The following is a 19,036-nucleotide window of genomic DNA, read 5'->3' as shown; positions in this document are numbered from 1 at the left end:
GGCTGAGTGCATGCCCTCCTACCGCGTGACCATCGGGATCGGAGCGCTCGTCGCCGGTGTTGCTCCGGACGTTGTCGTGCCTGCTGCGGCCGCAGGCGCTGCGGCGCTGACGACCGTCGAAGCGAGCGACCTCACGGTCGTGGCAGGCCTCCCGAGAGTAGTCATCCGGTTCACCGCTGACGATCGTCCGCAGGCTCAACAGGTGGCGATGAGTGTCCTCGAAGCCACACGAGCCGTTGCGCAGCCGTTGACGTGCACGATCACTCGGCGGGTGGGCGGCCGATGGATTGACGACGCTCAGCGTCCGTGACTCCTGCTTCCCTGGGGCGGGTCTCTCTGAGCTGCGCGGCCTCTCTGGCCTGGGCCGCGAGCCGTGCACGATCGGTCTCGCGTCGGCGCTCGCGCATCCATCGCGCAACGACGGCGATGCCGAGGCTCACGATGAGCACGAATCCGGCGCCTGCCGCGTAGGCGAGGATGTCGGTGGGGACGAAGGTCGTGCCGAGGACGAGCCGGATCGGCGCCCACTGTTCCGCGAGCCTGATCGGGACGCCCGTGAGCTGGAACAGTTCGATCGCGGTGCAGAGGGCGAACGCGACGGTCGCGACGAGCCACGCGTTCCATCGGGGCATGAGGAACGCGACGAGCAGTGAAGCCATGACGGCGTAGAGGACGTCGCCAGCCGGATCGGCGAGCGGCCCGGTCGCGAAGGTGTGGACGGTGAGTCCGACGACGATCGTCAGCGCTGCGGCTCCGAGGAGGAACGTCCGTCGGATGCGTGTCTTCCGCCGAGGATGGTTCGCGATCACGGGCGGCTCGTAGAAGGGAGGCACTTCGGCGTCGGTGGTCGTCCGGGAGCCTGCGGTTGTCCGGCGTGCGTCGGGGGCGGTTGCAGCGAGTGCGGCGGGTTCGGCCGGCGTGCCGTGGCTGGTGTCGTCGTGGGGTGGTGGTCGGGAACTCGTGCTCACGCTGTGCGCCTTCCGCGTCGTTTGCGTCCGCGCGCCCAATCGCGGGCCTCGTGACCGGACAGGGCGAGCAGGATGGAGATGTCGACTGCGAGGCCGATCAGGTTCGTCTGCAGGGTGATGCCGCCCTGGCCGAGGAAGTAGAGCGTCGCGAGGCCGATGATCGTGAGCGAGCTCAGCGTCATCGTGGTGATCCGCGCCCAGTTCGACCCCCGGTAGACGGCGGTCGCGAGCAGCAGGTACGCGATCGTGCCGATTGCCAGGAAGCCGATGCCGATGCCGAGGGCGAACGGGACGTTCGCGATGTCCTCGTCGTTGTCGAGCAGGGCCGTGGCTTCCTGTTCGAGCATCTTCACGGACAGCATGAGGGTGATGACCGTGACGACTGACGAGATCGACCTGAGCACCATGAGGAGTGCGCCGACCACGGTGTCGAACGGGCGTGGTTCGGCGTGCGTGACGACCGTCGTGACCGAGGAATCCGGTGCGCTGGGCTCGGTCGGGCCGGCATCGGCTTCGTCGACGGCCGCCGAGTTCGCCGGGAGTGCTGCCGGGAGTGCTGCCGGGACGGTGGCGGGGGCGTCTTCCCGAGGCTGCAGCGCGACGAGCCGGCTGAGGGCAGCGGCGGTGCTCGATTGAGACGCGCTGGAGCCAAACCTGGAGCCAAACCTGGAGCCGGACGTGGAGCTGGAGCCCGAGCCCTGTCCAGATTCGACCGTTCCACCACCACCGGCTGGAAGCGGTTCGCGGCCGTCCGCCTGCATCACGACATCGGGAACGATGACCGCCCGGAGATCGATGATCGGGAGGTCGCCGTCGGTGACGATTGCGTCCCCGCCACCGTTCCGCGAGTGGTACCCCGTGGAGAAGTTGTCGATCACCTCGACGCGCGCACCCACGCCGGCATCGGTCACGCTCGAAACGATGTGGTCGCGTTCGACGTCGATGTCGTCAGCGATGCGATGCGTGATCTGCAGGGTGAAGACGCTCAGGCCGACGCTGCGGTCGAACGTCCCGGCGGCCAGCCAGTCGGTCTGATATCCGCCCGGGAGCATCCAGGCGTCTGGAGTGGGCCAGAAGCGGACGTGGTGGCGCTTGCCCGGACTGCCGTCCACCTCCTGCTGATAACAGAACGCCTGCGGGTGGCCGAAGAGATAGAGGTTGGAGACGGGCGCCTGCGGGTAGCTGCGCCGCGTGATGGTGGACGTCACGATGCGGAGGTTCGCGCGCAGTCCGAGGTCGTCCGCGAGCGTCCAGCCGGCCGCGACCATCGTGGCGTGGATCTGTTGCTCCGTGCCCTGCAGGCCGAGATTGACGGGATCGCCGAGGATTCCCTCACGGGTTCGCGTTCGCCCGATGAAGTAGTCCGGCAGGTAGATGCGCGAGAGAACGGTGTGGAGGCGCGGCAGGATCAGGTACGCGATGACCAGATAGATCACGAGGATGAACCACGACTGCGCCCAGCCGCGGGCGAACGCTTCGCTCGCGAGGATCCAGGCGAGGAAGACCGCCGCGATGATGCCGAACCAGAAGAACGACGCGTCGACGAGTCGTGCGATCCGGCCGCGCTCGTCGTCGGTGAGCCCGCTGGCGGGCCCCCGGAGCTTCGGTCGGATCTTGGTCACGCACCCAGGCTATTGGAGAGTGTCGGTTGTGCCACGGATCTGCGTGGATGTGGATGAATCGAGGCGCCAGCCTGGCTGTGGAGGAGCATCGCCGAACGTGCGAACTCACCGACGGAGGAGGGCGGGGAGGAGTGAGCAGCGCCCGCTCACCTCGCCGCTCGCACGCACGCAACACGGGTGGTTGGATGGAGGGATGGATGCCAGCACGCACATCGACGACTTCGCAAGCTTCATCAGCGCATCGCCCTCCTCGTACCACGCGGCCGCGGAGAGCGCTCGCCGCCTGACCGAGGCCGGCTTCACGGCACGCGATGAGACCGAGGCGTGGACGGCTGAGGCCGGCCGGTTCTTCGTGGTCCGCGACGGCGCGATCATCGCGTGGGTGCAGCCGGAGGGCGCCGGCGCGACGACGCCGTTCCGCATCCTCGGAGCCCACACGGACTCCCCCGGTTTCAAGCTCAAGCCGAAGCCCACGATCGGTGCATTCGGCTGGCTGCAGGCCGGTGTCGAGGTCTACGGCGGACCCCTGCTCAACTCCTGGCTCGACCGTGAGCTCGAACTGGCCGGGCGACTCGTCACGACCGACGGGTCGGTCCACCTCGTCCGAACCGGTCCATTCCTCCGCATCCCGCAGCTCGCCGTGCACCTCGACCGCCAGGTCAACGAAGGGCTCACGCTCGACCGACAGCGGCACCTGAACCCGGTCTTCGGCACGGGTGATCTCGCGGAAGCGGATCTCCTCGCCCACTTGGCCGCGATCGCCGGAATCGCGGCCAAGGACATCGCCGGGTACGACGTCCTCGTCGCCGACACGCAGGCTCCGGCCCGATTCGGTCTCGACGGCCAGCTGTTCGCGGCGGGCCGGATGGACAACCTCTCGTCCGTCCACGCCGGGCTGGTCGCCCTCCTCGATGCCCCCGAGGACGCCGCCCACATCAGTGTGTTCGCCGCGTTCGACCACGAGGAGCTCGGTTCCGCGTCCACGTCCGGCGCGAGCGGCCCCTTGCTCGACGACGTGCTCACCCGCATCGGCGCCGCGCTCGGAGCTGCGCCCGCGGACCGCCTGCAGGCGTACGCGAGTTCGTGGTGCGTGTCGTCGGATGCCGGCCACGCCGTCCACCCGAACTACCCGGAGCGGCACGATCCCACCAACCGTCCCCTCGCCGGTCGCGGTCCGCTGCTCAAGATCAACGCGAATCAGCGGTACGCGACCGATGCCCTCGGTGCGGCGCTGTGGGCGCGATGCTGCGATGCCGCGGGTGTCGAATACCAGGAGTTCGTGTCCAACAACACGGTTCCGTGCGGTTCGACGATCGGTCCTCTCACGGCGACGCGTCTCGGCATCCGCACCGTCGATGTCGGTCTCCCGCTGCTGTCGATGCACTCCGCGCGCGAGCTCTGCCATGTCGCGGATCCTGTGGCGCTCGCCGAGGCCATCCGGGCCTTCTTCCGCGGCGCCTGACGCTGCCCGGACTCCCTGTTCACCAACGCACGCCTCAGACGAGGGGTAGACGAGGTCGACGCCGACCGGGGTTCCATCTGGGCCGAGGATCCCGCGCTGACGCAGTTGCGACAGATCCACGTCGAGCCCGCGGTCCTCGATCGTCTCCAAGAGGGCGATGATGGCCGGATGGGTCGTGTCCTCCGTCTGCGGTCCGTCGGCGAAGAGCCATCCCGCCGAAACTTCTCGGCCTTCGGGGATCGCACCGGTCTCCGTCAGGTGTCCGGGAAGTGTCCAGCCGTCCGGGAGCTCCTCCTCCAGCGGCCAGCAGAGCACGAGCTCGACCGTGTCAGGCGAGGTATTCGGCCCGACTGCACCTCGAATGGTCGACCAGTACGCGCCGGTGGGAGCGGACCCCTGTTCCTGGAGTGCTGTCCACAGCGCGCCGAACGCGACGTTGGCATCGTCGTTCGTCGGCTCGGTCTCAGCATCGACCGGTACCGGCATGACGACACCGACCCACGGTTGTCGCTGAGCATCGCGCACCTCGACCGAGAGTATGCGGCTGAGGGCGTCAAGCACGTTGCGCGCCTCAGAATCGGCTCGATCCTCACGATCTCGCTCGACGAGGCGTCTGGTGCGTTGTGCGTCGAGCAGCGCGGTCGCCGATGCGATGTCGATCGGGGAATCGACTGATCCCGCCGTCAGCCGATCGGTCAGATCGTCGATGGGGACGCCCGCGTCTCGCATCGCCCGGATCGCGACGGCCTGCCGCAGTTGTGACGCGGCATAGGAGCGGTAGCGGCTGTGCGGGTCGACCTCGGCGGGCCGGAGCAGGCCTCGCTCGTCGTAGTGCCGCAGCGCCTTCACCGTCAGACCACTCACCTGTGCGAACTCGCCGATCTGCATGGCCACGATGTCTCCCCTCGGTGCCGAACCGGTGTCCGGCGCCTGTTCCTTCACTCGAGTGTGACGTCTCCCCCAGCGGGAGGGTCAAGCTTCGCGGGCAGCCGTCCGTCCGCTGGCCCTGTTCACAACTCAGGAGCGTCCCCGCGAGTCGGCCGCGACACGCCGCGTGCCGCGCCCGACACGCCGCAGCCCTCCTGAGTTGTGAACACCCGCACACGCCGAAGCCCCGTGAACTCCGCCCCGGGCGAGGCAGGGCAAGCGCGCGTCAGAGGTGCCCGGAAAGCCGACCGTGGAAGGCTGTGCTGCGCTCGTCGAGCCCTGTGAACGTGACGGAACGATCGTGCTGCCGGTACTTCTCCTCCACGGAATCGAGGACCGCGACCGATGACGCATCCCAGATCTGCGAATCGCTGAAATCGACGACGACGGTCGCTGGATCGAGCGCGTAGCTGAACTGTTCGACGAGGTCGTTGCTGCTCCCGAAGAACAGTGGCCCGCGCACCCGATACGTGACAGAGGCGCCGTCATCGGCGACGACTCTGTCGACACGGATGACGTGAGCGACGCGGCGCGCGAAGAGCACCATCGCGAGCACTGCTCCCCCGGCGACGCCGATCGCCAGGTTGTGCGTCACCACCACGACGACGACGGTCACGACCATCACCGCGGTCTCCGGGATCGGCATCCGCCGCAACGTCGAAGGCCGGACGCTGTGCCAATCGACCGTCTTGATCGCGACGATCATCATCACCGCGGCGAGGGCGACCATCGGGATCTGCGCCATTACCGGACTGAGCAGCGTGACCAGGAGCAGGAGGAATACGCCCGCGACGAACGTGGAGATGCGGGTGCGCGCCTTGCCGAGCTTCACGTTGACGACCGTCTGGCCGATCATCGCGCACCCGGCGATGCCGCCGTACCAACCGGCGAGGATGTTCGCGATGCCGAGCGCCCACGACTCGCGACCCTTGGCCGAACGGGTGTCGGTCAGGTCGTCGACGAGTTTCGCCGTCAACAGGGTCTCCATGAGCCCGACGAACGCGACGCTGAGCGCGGTCGGCCAGATGACGCCGAGCGTTTCGAGGTTCAACGGGACGAGCAGCGGCGTCAGACCCGGCAGACCTCCGGACACGTCGCCCTGGTCGCCGACCGTCGGCACGGTCGCGTGCGCGATCATCGTGATCGCGGTGACGACGACGATCGCCACGAGCGGCGCAGGAACAGCGGATGTCAGTTTCGGCAGCAGCACCACGATGAGCACGGTGATGACGAACAACGGATAGACGAGCCACGGGACGCCGAGCAGGTGCGGCACTTGCGCCACGAAGATGAGGATGCCGAGAGCGTTGACGAAGCCGATCATGACCGAGCGCGGAATGAATCGCATCAGCCGGGACAGCCCGGTGACGCCGAACACGATCTGGATGAGTCCCGCCAGCACGACGGCCGGAAGGAGGTACTCGACCCCGTGCTCCTTGACGAGCGGCGCGACGACGAGGGCCACCGCACCCGCCGCAGCGGTGATCATCGCGGGTCGGCCGCCGAGGAACGACATCGAGATCGCCAGGACGACCGATGCGATGAGGCTGACCTTGGGATCGACGCCTGCGATGACCGAGAACGAGATGACCTCGGGGATGAGCGCGAGGGTCGTGACGATGCCGGCGAGCACCTCGACGCTGAACGCACGCGGGTTGCGCAGGGTCGCGAGGACGGTGGGGCTCGTGCGGGCGACGGAGCGTTCGGGCTGCTTCACCGTCCAACTGTAGGCGTGCGGAGGAGGCGCCTCGACGCGCCGCAGGTCGTGGTCGCGCTGCATCGTGTGTTCACAACTCAGGAGCGCTTTGGCGTGTCGGGGGCGACACGCCGCGGCGGCGGCGCGACACGCCGAGGGCGTCCTGAGTTGTGAACAGAGGGAGAGTGGAGGGCGGCAGGGACTCAGGCGCGGAGGCCGTGCATCCAGGCCTCGATGCCAGCGGAGGTGATCGGGAGCGCCGCGGACAGGATCTCCGAGCCCGTCACTGTGACGAGGACGTCGTCCTCGATCCGCACGCCGATCCCCCGCAGCTCCGGCGGGACCGTGAGGTCGTTGGCGTGGAAGTACAGCCCCGGCTCGACCGTCAGGACCGCGCCCGGGAGCAAGGGCTCGTCGAGGTACCGTTCGTCGCCGATGCGCGCGCAGTCGTGCACGTCGAGGCCGAGGTGGTGTCCCGTGCCGCTCGGAAGGTACCGTCGGTGCTGCTGGCCGCCCGCCGACATCGCCTCGTCCACCGACACCTGGAGGATCCCCCAGTCGCGCAAACCTTCGGCGATCGTTCTATATGCCGTCGAACGCATATCAACGAATGACCGTCCTGGCCCGACCTCCGCGAGGGCGGCCCGATGCGCACGCTCGACGAGATCGTGCACCTCGCGCTGGGCATCGGAGAAGGTGCCGCTCGCCGGGAACGACCTCGTGACATCGGCCGTATAGAGGGACCGGCCCTCGACGCCGGCGTCCATGAGGACGACGTGCTCGGGCAGGACGGGGCCGTCGCAGCGCGTCCAGTGGAGCGTCGGCGCATGCGGGCCGCTGCCGATGACGGTCGAGTAGCCGACACCGTTGCCGTACGTGCGAGCGTGCCGATCGAACGACGCCTGCAACCACCGCTCGCCACCGAAAGCGATCGCGGAAGGCAGCTCACGGACGACGGATTCGAACCCGGCGACGGTCGCATCCACCACGGATCGCATCTGCGCGATCTCCCACTCGTCCTTCACGAGCTTCGCCGCAGACAGGGCGATGAGGAGTTCGCCGGATTCCGTGACCGAGCCGGAGACGCGCGGTTCCGCGTGCCCGGCGCCGAGCGCATCGGAGGGCAGAGCGGTGATGGCGGCAGCGAGGTCGTCGAGGGACCGCGTCTCGATCTGCAACGCATCCGCCCACTCGGCGAGCCCGGCGGCCGGGCCGATCCAGAGTTCCCCGCGCATCGCGTCGGCGTAGAAGACGTCGTCGTCACGACCCGGACCGGCGGGCTCGGGGATGAAGAGGGTGGCGTCGTGACCGCTGCCACCAGGCCGCATGACGAGGACCGCGCCCTCCGCCTGGCACGAGGTCAGCCACACGAAATCGCTGTCGGGCCTGAAGGCGAACTCGGTGTCGTTCGATCGCAGCATCGACCGGCCGGCCGTCACAACGATCGTGTGTCCGGGGAACTGAGCGCTGATGGTGGCGCGATGACGACCGGCTGCCGCACCGGCGCCCTCCACGACGTCGGGTGTGCGGTCGACGGGTCCCCAGCCCTGCGCCATGTACCGAGTGAACTCGGCCGTCGCTGGCATCGGCTGGGTACGGGGATCGCGGAAGGAGAACGGTTCTGGACGCATAGTCACACAGTTAGCCACTGCGTTGGCGAGACGTCAAGCCGATGGAAGACCCTGCGACAATTCATCCGGTTACGCTTCGTATATTCAGACATTTCGTCCGGACTGTGCTGTCCGGTGAGGGGTACTGATGGACGGATCGCGCTCGGATTGACACGCTTTCCCGCACCTCCACACAATGTGCACATGACCGACGCGCACCAGACCACCCCAGACTCCCCCGTGGCGATCGACGCCTTCGACCTCGACGGACGCGTGTTCGACATGGTCTCGTCCACGGCGAGTGTGGTCGACCCGGATGCTCCGACGCGCTTCGTCTACCGCGAGGAACGTGGCATCATCTGGGGCGACTACACGGGCGACACGGTCACGACCGGACGCTTCTGCGGCACGCGGGTCGACACCCGGGTGGACGTGTCCTTCGTCCACTGCAGCCTCGCCGGCGAGACGACGCGGGGGAACGCGAGCTCGGTCCTCTCGCGCGCCGAGGACGGAGCGCTGCTGCTCACGGAGGACTTCGTCTTCCCCGACGGGGTCGCGCACGTGAGCGTGTGCCGTGAGGTTGTCGCGCCGGGTCTGTGAGGGCGGCCCTTCGACGGGCTCAGGGACCGGGGTTCCGGGAGGGCGGCCCTTCGACGGGCTCAGGGACCGGGGTTCCGGGAGTGGGACCCTTCGACGGGCTCAGGGGCCGGAGGTCAGCGGCCCCCGCGGCGGTCCGGCACGCGCTGAGCGCGCTCGTCGCTCGTCCGCACGAACCGCGTCATGCCGAACCGCTCCCCCGAATCCTCGACCGAGGTCCGCTCGCTGCGCGCCATCCGCAGGGACACCGATGCGCGCTCCTCGTCCATGAGGAACACGGTCGTCGTCGCCTTGATCGACGGCCACTGGGCGAGCTGGGTCGCGACGAGCTCGTGGATGGCGGCGACGTCCGGCGCGCGGACGAGCAGCATCGCATCGTGCTCCCCCGTGGTGACGGCGAAGTACTCGAGTTCCTGCACCGATGAGAGGCGCGCACGGAAATCCGCCCACTGGCTCTGCCGCAGGGTGATGAAGACCATGGCGGCGACGCCGAGTCCGACGGTCGACGGGTCGATGTCCGCGTGCACTCCGCGGATCACGCCGGCGCGCACCATCGCCTCGTAGCGGGCGTACGCGTTCGAGCGGGAAATGCCCAGGTGCTCGGCGAGGGCGGCGACGGAGGTTCTGCCATCGTCCCGCAGGACTTCCAGCATCCGAACATGCGTGTCATCGAGTTGCATTCGTGCGCTCCATTTGTCCAGTCACGGCGTTGGTCGGGGACTTCGTTGGAGAGAATATGCCATTTGCGCGCTAATTTCGATACTTTCTTCCGCTCACACGCAACAAAGATTGACGGATGATCTGCTAACGCACTATTTTCAAGCTCATCCCTCCAACCAGATAAGGAGCACCACCTTGTCACGATTCCCCCGCCGCGGAGCAGCAGCCGTCGGCATCGCCATGGCTGCCGCACTCGCGTTCAGCGGTTGCGCAGGCAACACACAGTCCGATTCCTCCGCAGGAAAGTCCCTCGTCGTGGACGCTTCCTTCGACCTCAAGACCGCGGACCCGAACCGCGAGTACGAGACCACCGGCTCGATCGTCGCCAAGGCGCTGTACGAGACGCTCCTCACCTTCAAGGGTGAGGACGTCACGACGCCCGTCGACGGCCTCGCCAGCTACGAGATGAACGCCGACAACACAGTCCTCACGCTCACGATGAAGGGCGGCTCGACGTTCTCCGACGGCTCCCCCGTCACCGTCGACGACGCCGTGTTCTCGCTCCAGCGCGTCCAGGGCGTCAAGGGCAACCCGTCCTTCCTGCTCGACGGCGTGACCGTTGCGAAGACGTCGGACACGACCCTCACGCTCACCTCCGCCACCCCGAACCCGGCCCTGCCGTTCATCCTGCCGAACCCCGCGCTCAGCATCGTGAACCAGAAGGTCGTCGAGAAGAACGGCGGCAGCGCGACCGCCGACGACAAGGCCGAGTCCTTCCTCAACAAGACGTCCGCCGGTTCGGGCCCGTACACGCTCGAGTCGTTCGACGCCGCGTCGCAGGTCGTCTTCACCGCGAACCCGAAGTACACGGGCACGAAGCCCGCGTACGACCGCATCGTGCTCCGCAACGTCCAGGGCCCGACGCAGAAGCTCAACGTCGAAGCCGGTGACTCGCAGGTCGCCCTCGACCTCAACCCGGACCAGGTCGGCGAACTCGACGCATCCAAGGTGAACATCATCTCGAACGCGTCGCGGTACATGATCTTCCTCCTGCTCAACCAGGACCCGTCGGTCAGCCAGTTCACGAGCAACCCGAAGTTCCTCGAAGCGGTCAAGGCCGGCATCGACTACGACAAGATCATCGACCTCGCCGGCAAAGGTTCCGTGCGCCCCGGCGGCTTCATCCCGTCGATCTTCAACGGTGCCCTCGACGCGAAGGACGGCAACCAGTTCGACGCAGCAGCAGCCAAGACGGCCCTCGCCGCCTCCGGCTACAACGGCGAAGAGATCACGCTGAACTTCCCGAACGACATCACCGTCCAGGGACTGTCGCTCCAGAGCGTCGCCGAGTCCGTCCAGGCTCAGCTGAAGACGGTCGGCATCAACATCAAGCTCGCACCGGCGCCCGTCGCCACCGAGCTCGACGCCTACCGCGACGGCAAGGAGACCGTTGGCCTCTGGTACTGGGGCCCCGACTTCCCGGACCCGTCGAACTACCTCGTGTTCACCCCCGGTGAGCTCGTCGGCCTCCGCGCCGGCTGGGCCGCAGGCGCCGACCCGACCGTGACGGACCTCGCAGCAGCAGCCGCAGCGGCCGGAACGACCGACGAGCGCGCGAGCGCCTACCAGGCACTCCAGAAGGCACAGAACGCGAGCGGGCCGTTCATCCCGCTCCTGCAGCCCGCGCAGAACGTGGTCACCGCGACCACGATCAAGACGGTGCCGCTGAACCCGGTTTGGACGATCGATCTTGCCGGAATCAAGTAGCACGGCTCCTGCCGAGCAGCGCGCGCGAGCGGGTGTCCACCCGCTCGCGCGCTACCTCGGCATCAGGGCGGCCCTCACGGTCCTCCTGATGTTCGGGGTGACGCTCGTCACCTTCACCCTCACGAACCTGGTCCCGGCCGACCCGGTGCAGGCCGCCCTCGGCGAGCAGGCAGCGGCCGATCCGGCAATCGTGGCGCAGTTCCGGGAGAACGCCGGCCTCGACAAGCCGCTCCCGGTCCAGTACTTCACCTACGTCGGCAACGTCCTCCAGGGCAATCTCGGCACCTCGCAGCAGACCCGCGGCGCAGTGTCGGACGAACTCGCGAAGGCGTTCCCGGCGACCGCGGAGCTGGCACTCACGGCCATCGTCATCTCCGTCATCATCGGTGTCGGCCTCGGCATGTGGGCAGCGCTCCGCCGTCGCACGATCACCGACCAGGTGATCCGCGTGGTGAGCCTCATCGGCATCTCGGTGCCGTCGTTCTGGCTCGCCCTCGTGGTCTACTTCGTCTTCTTCTCGCAGCTGCACTGGTTCCCCGGTTCCGGGCGACTGTCACCGGCTGCGATGCCACCGCCCCAGGTCACGGGCATGTACACGATCGACTCGCTCCTCGCGGGGCAGTGGGCGACGTTCGCCGATGCGATCGCGCACCTGATCCTGCCCGCGTCGGTCCTCGCGCTGTACACGATCGGCCTGCTCACGCGGTTCGCGCGGTCGGCGATCCTCGAGGTCCTCGACCTCGACTACGTCCGTGCCGCCCGCGCCAAGGGGCTGCCCGGCCGCGTCGTCACGACCCGCTACGTCCTCCGCGGCGCGCTCGTCCCCATCATCACCGTCCTCGGCGTGGCCTTCGGCTCGCTCCTGTCCGGCACGGTGCTCGTGGAGAAGGTCTACTCGTGGCACGGCCTCGGTGAGTACGCGTACTCCGCCGCCACCAAGCTCGACCTCCCCGCCATCATGGGCGTCGGCCTCGTCGTCGGGTTCGTCTACATCGGACTCAACTTCCTCGTCGACGTGCTGTACGGCTTCATCGACCCGAGAGTGAGGGTGGCATGACCGACATCCTGGCCACGCAGACCAAGCGTCGTGGGCGGCTCCGCATCGCGCCGGCCCTGCGCACCCCGCTCGCCCTCGCCGGCGGCGTCATCGTTGTGTTCTGGCTCCTCGTCGCGATCTTCGCGCCGTGGATCCGCCCGTTCGACCCGCTCGCGCAGGACTTCCAGCGCCTGCAGGCCCCGAGCGCCGAGCACTGGTTCGGCACCGACCAGGTGGGTCGCGACGTCCTTTCCCGCGTCATCAGCGGTGCACAGGTCTCCATCCCGCTCGCCCTGATGCTCGTGATCTTCGCGATGCTCATCGGATCGATCCTCGGCGCGATCGCCGGGTACTTCGGCAAAGCGCTCGACGAGACGATCATGCGCATCGCCGACCTCGTGTTCGCATTCCCGACGATCATCCTCGCGATGGTCATCGCGGCGGCCCTCGGGCCCAGCCTCACGAACGCCGTCATCGCGATGCTCATCGTCACATGGCCGGCGTACGCCCGTGTCACCAGGTCGCTCGTCATCGGCGCGCGCAACCAGGAGTACGTCGTCGCGGGCCGCCTGCTCGGCAACGGACCGTTCACCTCGCTCGGCAAGGACATCCTGCCGAACGTCGTGTCGCCCGTCGTCGTCCTCGCGACCCTCGACGTCGGAACCGCGATCCTGCTGCTCTCCGGCCTCTCGTTCCTCGGCCTCGGCGCTGTGCCGCCGACGCCCGACTGGGGTGCGATGGTCTCCGACGGCGTCCAGAACTTCTCGTCCTGGTGGATCGCGGTGTTCCCCGGCCTCGCCATCCTGACCGTCGTCCTCGCCTTCAACTTCCTCGGCGACGCACTGCGCGACGCCCTCGACCCGCGGTCGCAGGAAGCCGTGCAGGGGAGGACGATGTGAACGCCACCACAACCGTGAACGGAACCGACCGAGTGTCAGCACGAACCGGCATCACGATCAGCGGACTCACGCTCAGCTTCGGCCGCGGCACCGCGACCAAGGAGATCCTGCGCGGCATCGACCTCGACGTCCCGGCCGGGAAGATCACCGGCCTGGCGGGGGAGTCTGGCTCCGGCAAGACCATGACGGGCCTCGCGATCTGCGGGCTCTTGCCCGCCGGTGCGAATCTCGGCGGCAGTATCCGCTTCGAGGGCACCGAGCTCATCGGCCTCAAGCAGCGCGCGATGAACCAGTACCGCGGTTCCCGCATCGCCATGATCTTCCAGGACCCGACCGCGAGCCTCCACCCGATGCTCACGATCGAAGCCCAGCTGATCGACCACTACCGCCACCACACCGGCGCCTCGAAGTCGGCCGGGCGTGCCCGTGCGCTCGAGATGCTCGGACTCGTGGCCGTGCCGAACCCGGAGGCGGCGCTCAAGAAGTACCCGCACCAGTTCTCCGGCGGACAGCTGCAGCGCATCGCGATCGCCTCGGCGCTCATGTGCGAACCGTCGGTGCTCATCGCCGACGAACCCACGACGGCGCTCGACGTCACCGTGCAGGCCGGGATCCTCCGCCTGCTGCGGAAGCTGTGCGACGAGCTCGGCATCGCGATCATCCTCGTCACGCACGACCTCGGGGTGATGTCGGCGCTCGCCGACACGATCGCGGTCATGCGGATGGGCGAGATCGTGGAGCACGGCGACCGCTTCCAGGTCATCACGGCCCCGCAGCACCCGTACACGAAGGCGCTCATCGACGCGCTCCCCGGTGAGCACGATGCCGCTGTGCCGGCCGGCGCTGGCGCTGCTGCTGCACCTGCTGCACCGGCTGCTGCTCCCGCACCGGCTGCTGCTCCCGCGGGTGCCGCTGGCGACGACACGGAGGACGCATCATGACGCTCCTGAACCTCGACGACGTCCACGTCACCTACAAACTCCCCGGCCGCGGCCAGCTGCGCGCGGTCGACGGCGTGAGCTTCGACCTCGAACCCAAGCAGGTCCTGGGCCTCGTGGGGGAGTCGGGCTGCGGCAAGTCGACGCTCGCCCGTGCCGTGTGCGGCCTCGAAGCCGTGTCCGACGGGTCGATCTCCTTCAAGGGGAAGCCGATCGGCAAGCTCGGACTGCGGAAGCGCGATCCGGAGCTCATGCGCATCCAGATGGTGTTCCAGAACCCCTACGCGTCGCTCAACCCGAGGCGCACGGTCGGCAGCCAGATCGAGGACGGCCTGCGGGTCAACCCGGTCAAGGACGCCTGGAACGTTCCCGACCTCCTCGAACACGTGGAACTCGATGCGGCGAGCCGCACCCGCTACCCGCACCAGTTCTCCGGTGGGCAGCGTCAGCGGATCGCGATCGCGCGTGCCATCGCGGCCGGTCCGGATCTCCTCATCGGTGACGAGCCCATCGCATCGCTCGACGCGTCGCTCCAGGCGCGGGTCGCGAAGCTCATGCGGAAGCTCGCTGTGGAGACGGGCGCCGCGATGCTGTTCATCAGCCACGACCTGTCCGTCGTGCGTGTGATCGCGGACGACGTCGCGGTCATGAGCGCTGGGAAGATCGTGGAGCACGGGCCCGTCGACCAGGTGTGGACGAACCCGCAGGACCCGTACACGCAGCGCCTGCTGGCTGCGATCCCGCTCGTGGACGGCCTCGGTAACCTCCCCGGCTGAGGAGCGCCCGGTCACTGAGCTCTGCCCCGGTCACTGAGCTTGTCGAAGTGCAGAACCCTTCGACAGGCTCAGGGACCGGGGTGCTGGGCGCTCAGCGCTCGCCCGTCCCGTGCCTCCCGGAGCCGCCGCCCGGTCACTGAGCCCTGCCCCGGTCGCTGAGCTTGTCGAAGTGCCTTTTCGACCCCGACCCCGGGCACTGAGCCCTGCCCCGGTCACTGAGCCCTGCCCCGGTCACTGAGCTTGTCGAAGTGCGCAACCTCAGTGACTCGGGCGAACGCGCTCTCTGGCGAGCGCCGCGATCGCGAGGTCCTCGACTTCGTCGAGCATCGCCGATTCGAGTGTGTGCACGCAGTACCCGCCCACGAGTCGCCAGGACAGGCGGTCGAACAGCCGTGTGCTCGCGGGGCCGCCGGAGTGCCGCATCGTCAGCAGGCAGCTCGGTGCCGAGTCGTCGCCGGCCTCGTCTCCGCCCGTCGGTTCGATCGTGAATCGGGTGACTCCGTGGACTCCGTCGTGGCAGGCCTCGATCGTCGTCGCGAGCGGCGCTTCGGCTTCAGTCACGGTCAGGAGTTCCTCCGCGGAGCAGCCGAAGAGGGTGCGGGTCTCGAACCAACTCGTGCCCACCCGGTACTCGGGACCTTCGACCACCCGGACCGCATCGACGCTCCGCAACCGGGTCGGCGACCGTTCGACATCGGTCAGGACCTCCCAGATCGCCGTGGCCGACGCTTCGATGTGGCGGGAGACCTCGATCGTCTGGGACACCTGTGCTGCCGACGTTGACGTGCGCATAAGCACCTAGCATACGAGTCACTCGTGCATCGTGCACCTTCGTACCCGCGTTTCCGCCGAGGTGAGGCTTCCGGTTGCTTTCGGTCGAGAAAAACCACCGGAAGCCTCACCTCGGCGTCTGGAGGAGGAAGGGAAGATGCGCGTAGGGTGGGCGCACGCATGGGGGCGGCGGCAGCGATGGCGGGGAGGGTGCGATGCGAGGACGGCTGACGGCGCGAGGGGTGCGCTGGTGGGGGATCGGGCTTCTGGCGGTCGCCGTGCTCGTCGGCCTGACCGCACCGGACGTGCACTTCTGGCTCAACGGCGCACCCGGAACCGGAGACCAGGCGCAACTCGACGTCCTCTTCGCGGTGCTCACCGTCGTCGGCGAGCTCGTCCTGCCGCTCGGCATCGGTCTCGTGAGCGCCTCGATCGTCATGAGCTACGCCGATCGGCGCGCCGGCACGCCCGCGAGGTGAGGCTTCCCGTCGTCCCGGGGCGTGAAAAACGACCGGAAGCCTCACCTCGGCAGGTTCAGGGGTCGAGGCGGAAGGGGGTGATGACGGGGCCCGGGTGGGGATCGACGAACGGACGGTCGATCGTCTCACGCGCGAGGAGTTCGATGAGCCGGAAGATCCCAACGGCGAGCAGTTGCGGCACGATGAGCGGCGTCAGCGGAGCACCCGCGTAGGCGAGCCACACGAGCAGCTTCGCCTCCCGGCCCCAGAGCGGACTCACGGCGGCGGGCGCGAGCGCGAGCGCCACCCAGAGCGGCGAGACGACGATGCCGAGCACAACGGCCGCGATGATCGCCAGGACGCCCAGCGCGGACTGCAGGACGAGCAGCGTGAATCGCATCGGTGCATGACGGAAGTACCGTTCGACGCTCACGAACGCCCACATCAACCATGACCGGAGCAACGGGACCCGCTGCTGCCGGAGGCCGACTCGGAAGACGCGATCGTCCTCGAACCGTTGGGCGAGCGCCGCAGCACGGGGGAGGGCCAGCGCGAGTTCGCACCGGTGGTCGTGCACGAGCGCAGGAGCGCTCTGCCGGCCGAAACTCCCGATGAAACTCCAGAACACCCACGGAACCGATGCGAGATCCGTTCGATTCCCGGGCTGCGGGTCGACCGAGGGGATGTGCGCCGGAGCCCACACGATGTCACCGCCGTCGTGCTCCTGGAAGCCGATCCGGCGGTCGAGCTGGAAGAACCGCCCGTCGGCCGGCGCCTGCGTGAGGCGGATCGTGCGGAGCGGGGTACCGTCGTCGTCGAGGTAGGGCATGCAGGCATTGTCGCGCACGCCGCCGACGGAGCCGAGTGATCCGGTCGCCGGGTCGAGCGACCCGGTCACTGAGCTCGTCGAAGTCCGCCCTTCGACAGGCTCAGGGTCCGGCGGACGGGCCAGGGTCGGGTGCAGCACGGTCGGCGCCCTCCCGGTCACTGAGCTTGTCGAAGTGTTTCACCGTTCGGCGCCACCGGTGGTCGGGAGGAGATGCCCTTCGACAGGCTCAGGGTCCGGCGGACAGGCTCAGGGTCCGGCGGACAGGCTCGGGACCGGTCGACGGGCCGGGGGCCGGAGGTCGACCCGTGCGACCGGACGGGACGCGCTACGCGACCGGGAGCGCCGCTTCGATGGCCGCGATGACCTCGGGTGCGTCAGGCTCCGTCGTCGGGCGGAAACGGCTGACGTCGCCCGTCGGGCTGATGACGAACTTCTCGAAGTTCCACTTGACCCGGCCGGCCTTGCCCGCGGCATCGGGCGTCTTCGTCAGTTCGGCGTACAGCGGGTGCGCACCGCGACCGTTGACCTTGACCTTGTCCATGAGCGGGAAGGTGACGCCGAAGGTGGTCGAGCAGAATTCCTGGATCTTCTCCGAGCTGCCAGGCTCCTGTCCGGCGAACTGGTTGCAGGGGAACCCGAGCACGGTGAAGCCGCGTTCGCCGTACTGGCGCTGCAGCTCCTCGAGCTTCGTGTACTGCGGGGTGAGGCCGCACTTGGAGGCGACGTTCACGACGAGCACCGCCTTTCCGGCGTACTCGTCGAGGGTGGTCGACGTGCCGTCGATCGTGGTCAGGGGGATCTGTCGGATGCTCATATCGCCACTGTACGCGCGCAGCGGAACGCCGCAAGTCTTTTTTGCACGATCCATCGCAGAATTCGGAAACTCACAGGAAACGGCGGCGATGAGAGCGCGATCACCGCGATTTCGGTGCGCGGACGGCATCGAAAACTCGTCATCCCATTCAGGCGCGTGTCGCGTGGCGTTCGCCCGGCGTTCAGTTTCGCGTGCTCTGATGGGTCACGAACCGCGGTGTGGTTTGGTGCACATCGCCCGAACGAAAGATGTCTCGTGACACTTCGAACGGCCGAGTACCCGCGGCCAGATCACTTCCTGCTCCATGTGAGCGATACCCACCTGCTTTCCGGCGGTGGCAGTCTCTACGGTTCCGTGAACAGCGAAGACCACCTCCGCCGCCTCTTCGAGGAGTTCGAATCGTCCGGCGGGCGTCCCGAAGCGATCGTCTTCACGGGCGATCTCGCCGACAAGGGCGAACCAGATGCGTACGACCGGCTCCGCAGCATCGTGGAACCCGTCGCGGAACGCCTCGGTTCGCAGATCATCTGGGTCATGGGCAACCACGACGACCGATCCGCGTTCCGCTCACGTCTCTTCGGGGAGATGCCGACGCAGCGCCCTGTGGACCGGGTGTACGACATCAACGGTCTGCGCGTCATCACGCTCGACTCCACGGTCCCCGGTCACCACTTCGGTGAGGTGACGGGGCAGCAGCTCGACTGGTTGGCCGAGGAACTCTCCACGAAGGCCCCGCACGGCACGATCCTGGCAATGCACCACCCGCCCGTCCCGAGCGTCCTCGACCTCGCCGTGAGCGTCGAACTGCGCGACCAGGGTCCGCTCGCCGAGGTGCTCGAGGGCAGCGACGTCCGCAGCATCCTCGCCGGGCACCTGCACTACTCGTCGATGGCCACGTTCGCGGGGATTCCCGTGTCGGTCGCATCGGCCACCTGCTACACGCAGGATCTCAACGTTCCCGTCGGTGGGACGCGCGGCCGCGACGGAGCGAGGGCGTTCAACCTCGTGCACGTGTACGAACGCACCGTCCTGCACTCGGTCGTGCCGCTGGGGGGGACCCCGCCGCTCGACTTCATCGACGCCGAGGAGAGCGCACGCCGCCTCGCCCTCGACGGGGTGCGGTTGCCGCTTTCCAACTCGCCGCGCGTGCTGCCGGAACCGCCGCTCACGATGCCGATCTCCGTCCTGACCTGACCTGACCTGACC

The 19,036-nt window shown here is 68.0% G+C and carries 18 protein-coding genes and 1 pseudogene; 10 read left to right on the top strand and 9 right to left on the bottom strand.

What is annotated here, in order from left to right; genetic code table 11:
- Positions 1-10 precede the first annotated feature (10 nt).
- Complete coding sequence (locus ACQ3HB_RS18960; protein ID WP_430922233.1) at positions 11-310, top strand: hypothetical protein; 300 nt, start codon at positions 11-13, stop codon at positions 308-310.
- Here the strand turns inward: ACQ3HB_RS18960 and ACQ3HB_RS18955 are convergent.
- On the bottom strand, positions 261-968 hold the full coding sequence (locus ACQ3HB_RS18955; RefSeq protein ID WP_430922232.1) for a ribosomal maturation YjgA family protein: 708 nt from the start codon (positions 966-968) through the stop codon (positions 261-263). The genes ACQ3HB_RS18960 and ACQ3HB_RS18955 overlap by 50 nt on opposite strands.
- Entirely contained in the window at positions 965-2,590 is a 1,626-nt protein-coding gene (locus ACQ3HB_RS18950) for an LssY C-terminal domain-containing protein (protein ID WP_430922230.1), read from the bottom strand. Before ACQ3HB_RS18950 ends, ACQ3HB_RS18955 begins: the two co-directional genes overlap by 4 nt.
- Before the next feature lie 193 nt (positions 2,591-2,783).
- On the opposite strand from ACQ3HB_RS18950, the gene ACQ3HB_RS18945 reads away from it, so the two are divergent.
- Complete coding sequence (locus tag ACQ3HB_RS18945; protein ID WP_430922228.1) at positions 2,784-4,052, top strand: M18 family aminopeptidase; 1,269 nt, start codon at positions 2,784-2,786, stop codon at positions 4,050-4,052.
- Positions 4,053-4,796: 744 nt separating this feature from the next.
- On the opposite strand, the pseudogene ACQ3HB_RS18940 reads toward ACQ3HB_RS18945, so the two are convergent.
- The 3 genes and pseudogenes from ACQ3HB_RS18940 to ACQ3HB_RS18930 all read right to left on the bottom strand — a co-directional run.
- Positions 4,797-4,940, bottom strand: a pseudogene (locus ACQ3HB_RS18940) (MerR family DNA-binding transcriptional regulator); the annotation flags it as partial.
- 265 nt (positions 4,941-5,205) lie between these two features.
- Entirely contained in the window at positions 5,206-6,759 is a 1,554-nt protein-coding gene (locus ACQ3HB_RS18935; RefSeq protein WP_430922226.1) for a SulP family inorganic anion transporter, read from the bottom strand.
- A gap of 119 nt (positions 6,760-6,878) precedes the next feature.
- Positions 6,879-8,231: an aminopeptidase P family protein gene (locus ACQ3HB_RS18930; RefSeq protein WP_430922224.1), complete on the bottom strand. Its 1,353-nt coding sequence runs from the start codon at positions 8,229-8,231 to the stop codon at positions 6,879-6,881.
- Positions 8,232-8,489: 258 nt separating this feature from the next.
- Between ACQ3HB_RS18930 and ACQ3HB_RS18925 the strand changes: the two genes are divergently transcribed.
- On the top strand, positions 8,490-8,885 hold the full coding sequence (locus tag ACQ3HB_RS18925) for an avidin-fold protein (protein WP_430922222.1): 396 nt from the start codon (positions 8,490-8,492) through the stop codon (positions 8,883-8,885).
- 113 nt (positions 8,886-8,998) lie between these two features.
- Here ACQ3HB_RS18925 and ACQ3HB_RS18920 read toward each other — a convergent pair whose 3' ends face one another.
- Positions 8,999-9,562, bottom strand: coding sequence for an Lrp/AsnC family transcriptional regulator (locus tag ACQ3HB_RS18920; RefSeq protein WP_430922220.1), 564 nt, complete (start codon positions 9,560-9,562; stop codon positions 8,999-9,001).
- A gap of 175 nt (positions 9,563-9,737) precedes the next feature.
- Here ACQ3HB_RS18920 and ACQ3HB_RS18915 point away from each other — a divergent pair, with 175 nt between their 5' ends.
- Genes ACQ3HB_RS18915 through ACQ3HB_RS18895 form a run of 5 tightly spaced genes read left to right on the top strand, consistent with a single transcriptional unit; the run spans position 9,738 to position 14,958 of the window.
- Positions 9,738-11,309, top strand: coding sequence for an ABC transporter substrate-binding protein (locus tag ACQ3HB_RS18915; protein WP_430922218.1), 1,572 nt, complete (start codon positions 9,738-9,740; stop codon positions 11,307-11,309).
- On the top strand, positions 11,293-12,366 hold the full coding sequence (locus tag ACQ3HB_RS18910; protein WP_430922216.1) for an ABC transporter permease: 1,074 nt from the start codon (positions 11,293-11,295) through the stop codon (positions 12,364-12,366). Before ACQ3HB_RS18915 ends, ACQ3HB_RS18910 begins: the two co-directional genes overlap by 17 nt.
- Positions 12,363-13,244 carry an ABC transporter permease gene (locus tag ACQ3HB_RS18905; RefSeq protein ID WP_430922214.1) on the top strand — a complete coding sequence of 294 codons (882 nt, stop codon included), beginning with the start codon at positions 12,363-12,365 and terminating at the stop codon, positions 13,242-13,244. Before ACQ3HB_RS18910 ends, ACQ3HB_RS18905 begins: the two co-directional genes overlap by 4 nt.
- A 32-nt stretch (positions 13,245-13,276) precedes the next feature.
- Complete coding sequence (locus ACQ3HB_RS18900) at positions 13,277-14,185, top strand: ABC transporter ATP-binding protein (RefSeq protein WP_430922213.1); 909 nt, start codon at positions 13,277-13,279, stop codon at positions 14,183-14,185.
- Entirely contained in the window at positions 14,182-14,958 is a 777-nt protein-coding gene (locus ACQ3HB_RS18895) for an ABC transporter ATP-binding protein (protein WP_430922211.1), read from the top strand. The genes ACQ3HB_RS18900 and ACQ3HB_RS18895 overlap by 4 nt, the downstream gene beginning before the upstream one ends.
- A gap of 258 nt (positions 14,959-15,216) precedes the next feature.
- Here ACQ3HB_RS18895 and ACQ3HB_RS18890 read toward each other — a convergent pair whose 3' ends face one another.
- On the bottom strand, positions 15,217-15,750 hold the full coding sequence (locus ACQ3HB_RS18890) for an SRPBCC family protein (RefSeq protein ID WP_430922209.1): 534 nt from the start codon (positions 15,748-15,750) through the stop codon (positions 15,217-15,219).
- 194 nt (positions 15,751-15,944) lie between these two features.
- On the opposite strand from ACQ3HB_RS18890, the gene ACQ3HB_RS18885 reads away from it, so the two are divergent.
- Entirely contained in the window at positions 15,945-16,208 is a 264-nt protein-coding gene (locus ACQ3HB_RS18885; RefSeq protein ID WP_430922208.1) for a hypothetical protein, read from the top strand.
- A gap of 55 nt (positions 16,209-16,263) precedes the next feature.
- Here the strand turns inward: ACQ3HB_RS18885 and ACQ3HB_RS18880 are convergent, their stop codons facing one another.
- Entirely contained in the window at positions 16,264-17,016 is a 753-nt protein-coding gene (locus ACQ3HB_RS18880) for a DUF1353 domain-containing protein (protein WP_430922206.1), read from the bottom strand.
- A 325-nt stretch (positions 17,017-17,341) separates the two neighbouring features.
- Positions 17,342-17,830: a glutathione peroxidase gene (locus ACQ3HB_RS18875; protein WP_430922205.1), complete on the bottom strand. Its 489-nt coding sequence runs from the start codon at positions 17,828-17,830 to the stop codon at positions 17,342-17,344.
- Positions 17,831-18,085: 255 nt separating this feature from the next.
- On the opposite strand from ACQ3HB_RS18875, the gene ACQ3HB_RS18870 reads away from it, so the two are divergent.
- Positions 18,086-19,024, top strand: a complete 939-nt coding sequence (locus ACQ3HB_RS18870; RefSeq protein WP_430922204.1) for a phosphodiesterase — start codon at positions 18,086-18,088, stop codon at positions 19,022-19,024.
- The last annotated feature ends 12 nt before the right edge of the window (positions 19,025-19,036 follow it).

It is taken from the genome of Plantibacter lichenum (assembly GCF_050587525.1).
Taxonomy (GTDB): domain Bacteria; phylum Actinomycetota; class Actinomycetes; order Actinomycetales; family Microbacteriaceae; genus Plantibacter.
Note: the sequence above shows the minus strand (reverse complement) of the source record. Positions and strands in the feature narration are given on the sequence as shown.

What these genes read in the sequence shown, in the direction of transcription:
- ACQ3HB_RS18895 (WP_430922211.1), top strand. Translation starts at nt 14,182, where the DNA reads ATGACGCTCCTGAACCTCGACGACGTCCACGTCACCTACAAACTCCCC.
- ACQ3HB_RS18880 (WP_430922206.1), bottom strand. Translation starts at nt 17,016, where the DNA reads ATGCCCTACCTCGACGACGACGGTACCCCGCTCCGCACGATCCGCCTC.
- ACQ3HB_RS18905 (WP_430922214.1), top strand. Translation starts at nt 12,363, where the DNA reads ATGACCGACATCCTGGCCACGCAGACCAAGCGTCGTGGGCGGCTCCGC.
- ACQ3HB_RS18925 (WP_430922222.1), top strand. Translation starts at nt 8,490, where the DNA reads ATGACCGACGCGCACCAGACCACCCCAGACTCCCCCGTGGCGATCGAC.
- ACQ3HB_RS18890 (WP_430922209.1), bottom strand. Translation starts at nt 15,750, where the DNA reads ATGCGCACGTCAACGTCGGCAGCACAGGTGTCCCAGACGATCGAGGTC.
- ACQ3HB_RS18875 (WP_430922205.1), bottom strand. Translation starts at nt 17,830, where the DNA reads ATGAGCATCCGACAGATCCCCCTGACCACGATCGACGGCACGTCGACC.
- ACQ3HB_RS18920 (WP_430922220.1), bottom strand. Translation starts at nt 9,562, where the DNA reads ATGCAACTCGATGACACGCATGTTCGGATGCTGGAAGTCCTGCGGGAC.
- ACQ3HB_RS18960 (WP_430922233.1), top strand. Translation starts at nt 11, where the DNA reads ATGCCCTCCTACCGCGTGACCATCGGGATCGGAGCGCTCGTCGCCGGT.
- ACQ3HB_RS18945 (WP_430922228.1), top strand. Translation starts at nt 2,784, where the DNA reads ATGGATGCCAGCACGCACATCGACGACTTCGCAAGCTTCATCAGCGCA.
- ACQ3HB_RS18935 (WP_430922226.1), bottom strand. Translation starts at nt 6,759, where the DNA reads ATGCAGCGCGACCACGACCTGCGGCGCGTCGAGGCGCCTCCTCCGCAC.
- ACQ3HB_RS18930 (WP_430922224.1), bottom strand. Translation starts at nt 8,231, where the DNA reads ATGGCGCAGGGCTGGGGACCCGTCGACCGCACACCCGACGTCGTGGAG.
- ACQ3HB_RS18885 (WP_430922208.1), top strand. Translation starts at nt 15,945, where the DNA reads ATGCGAGGACGGCTGACGGCGCGAGGGGTGCGCTGGTGGGGGATCGGG.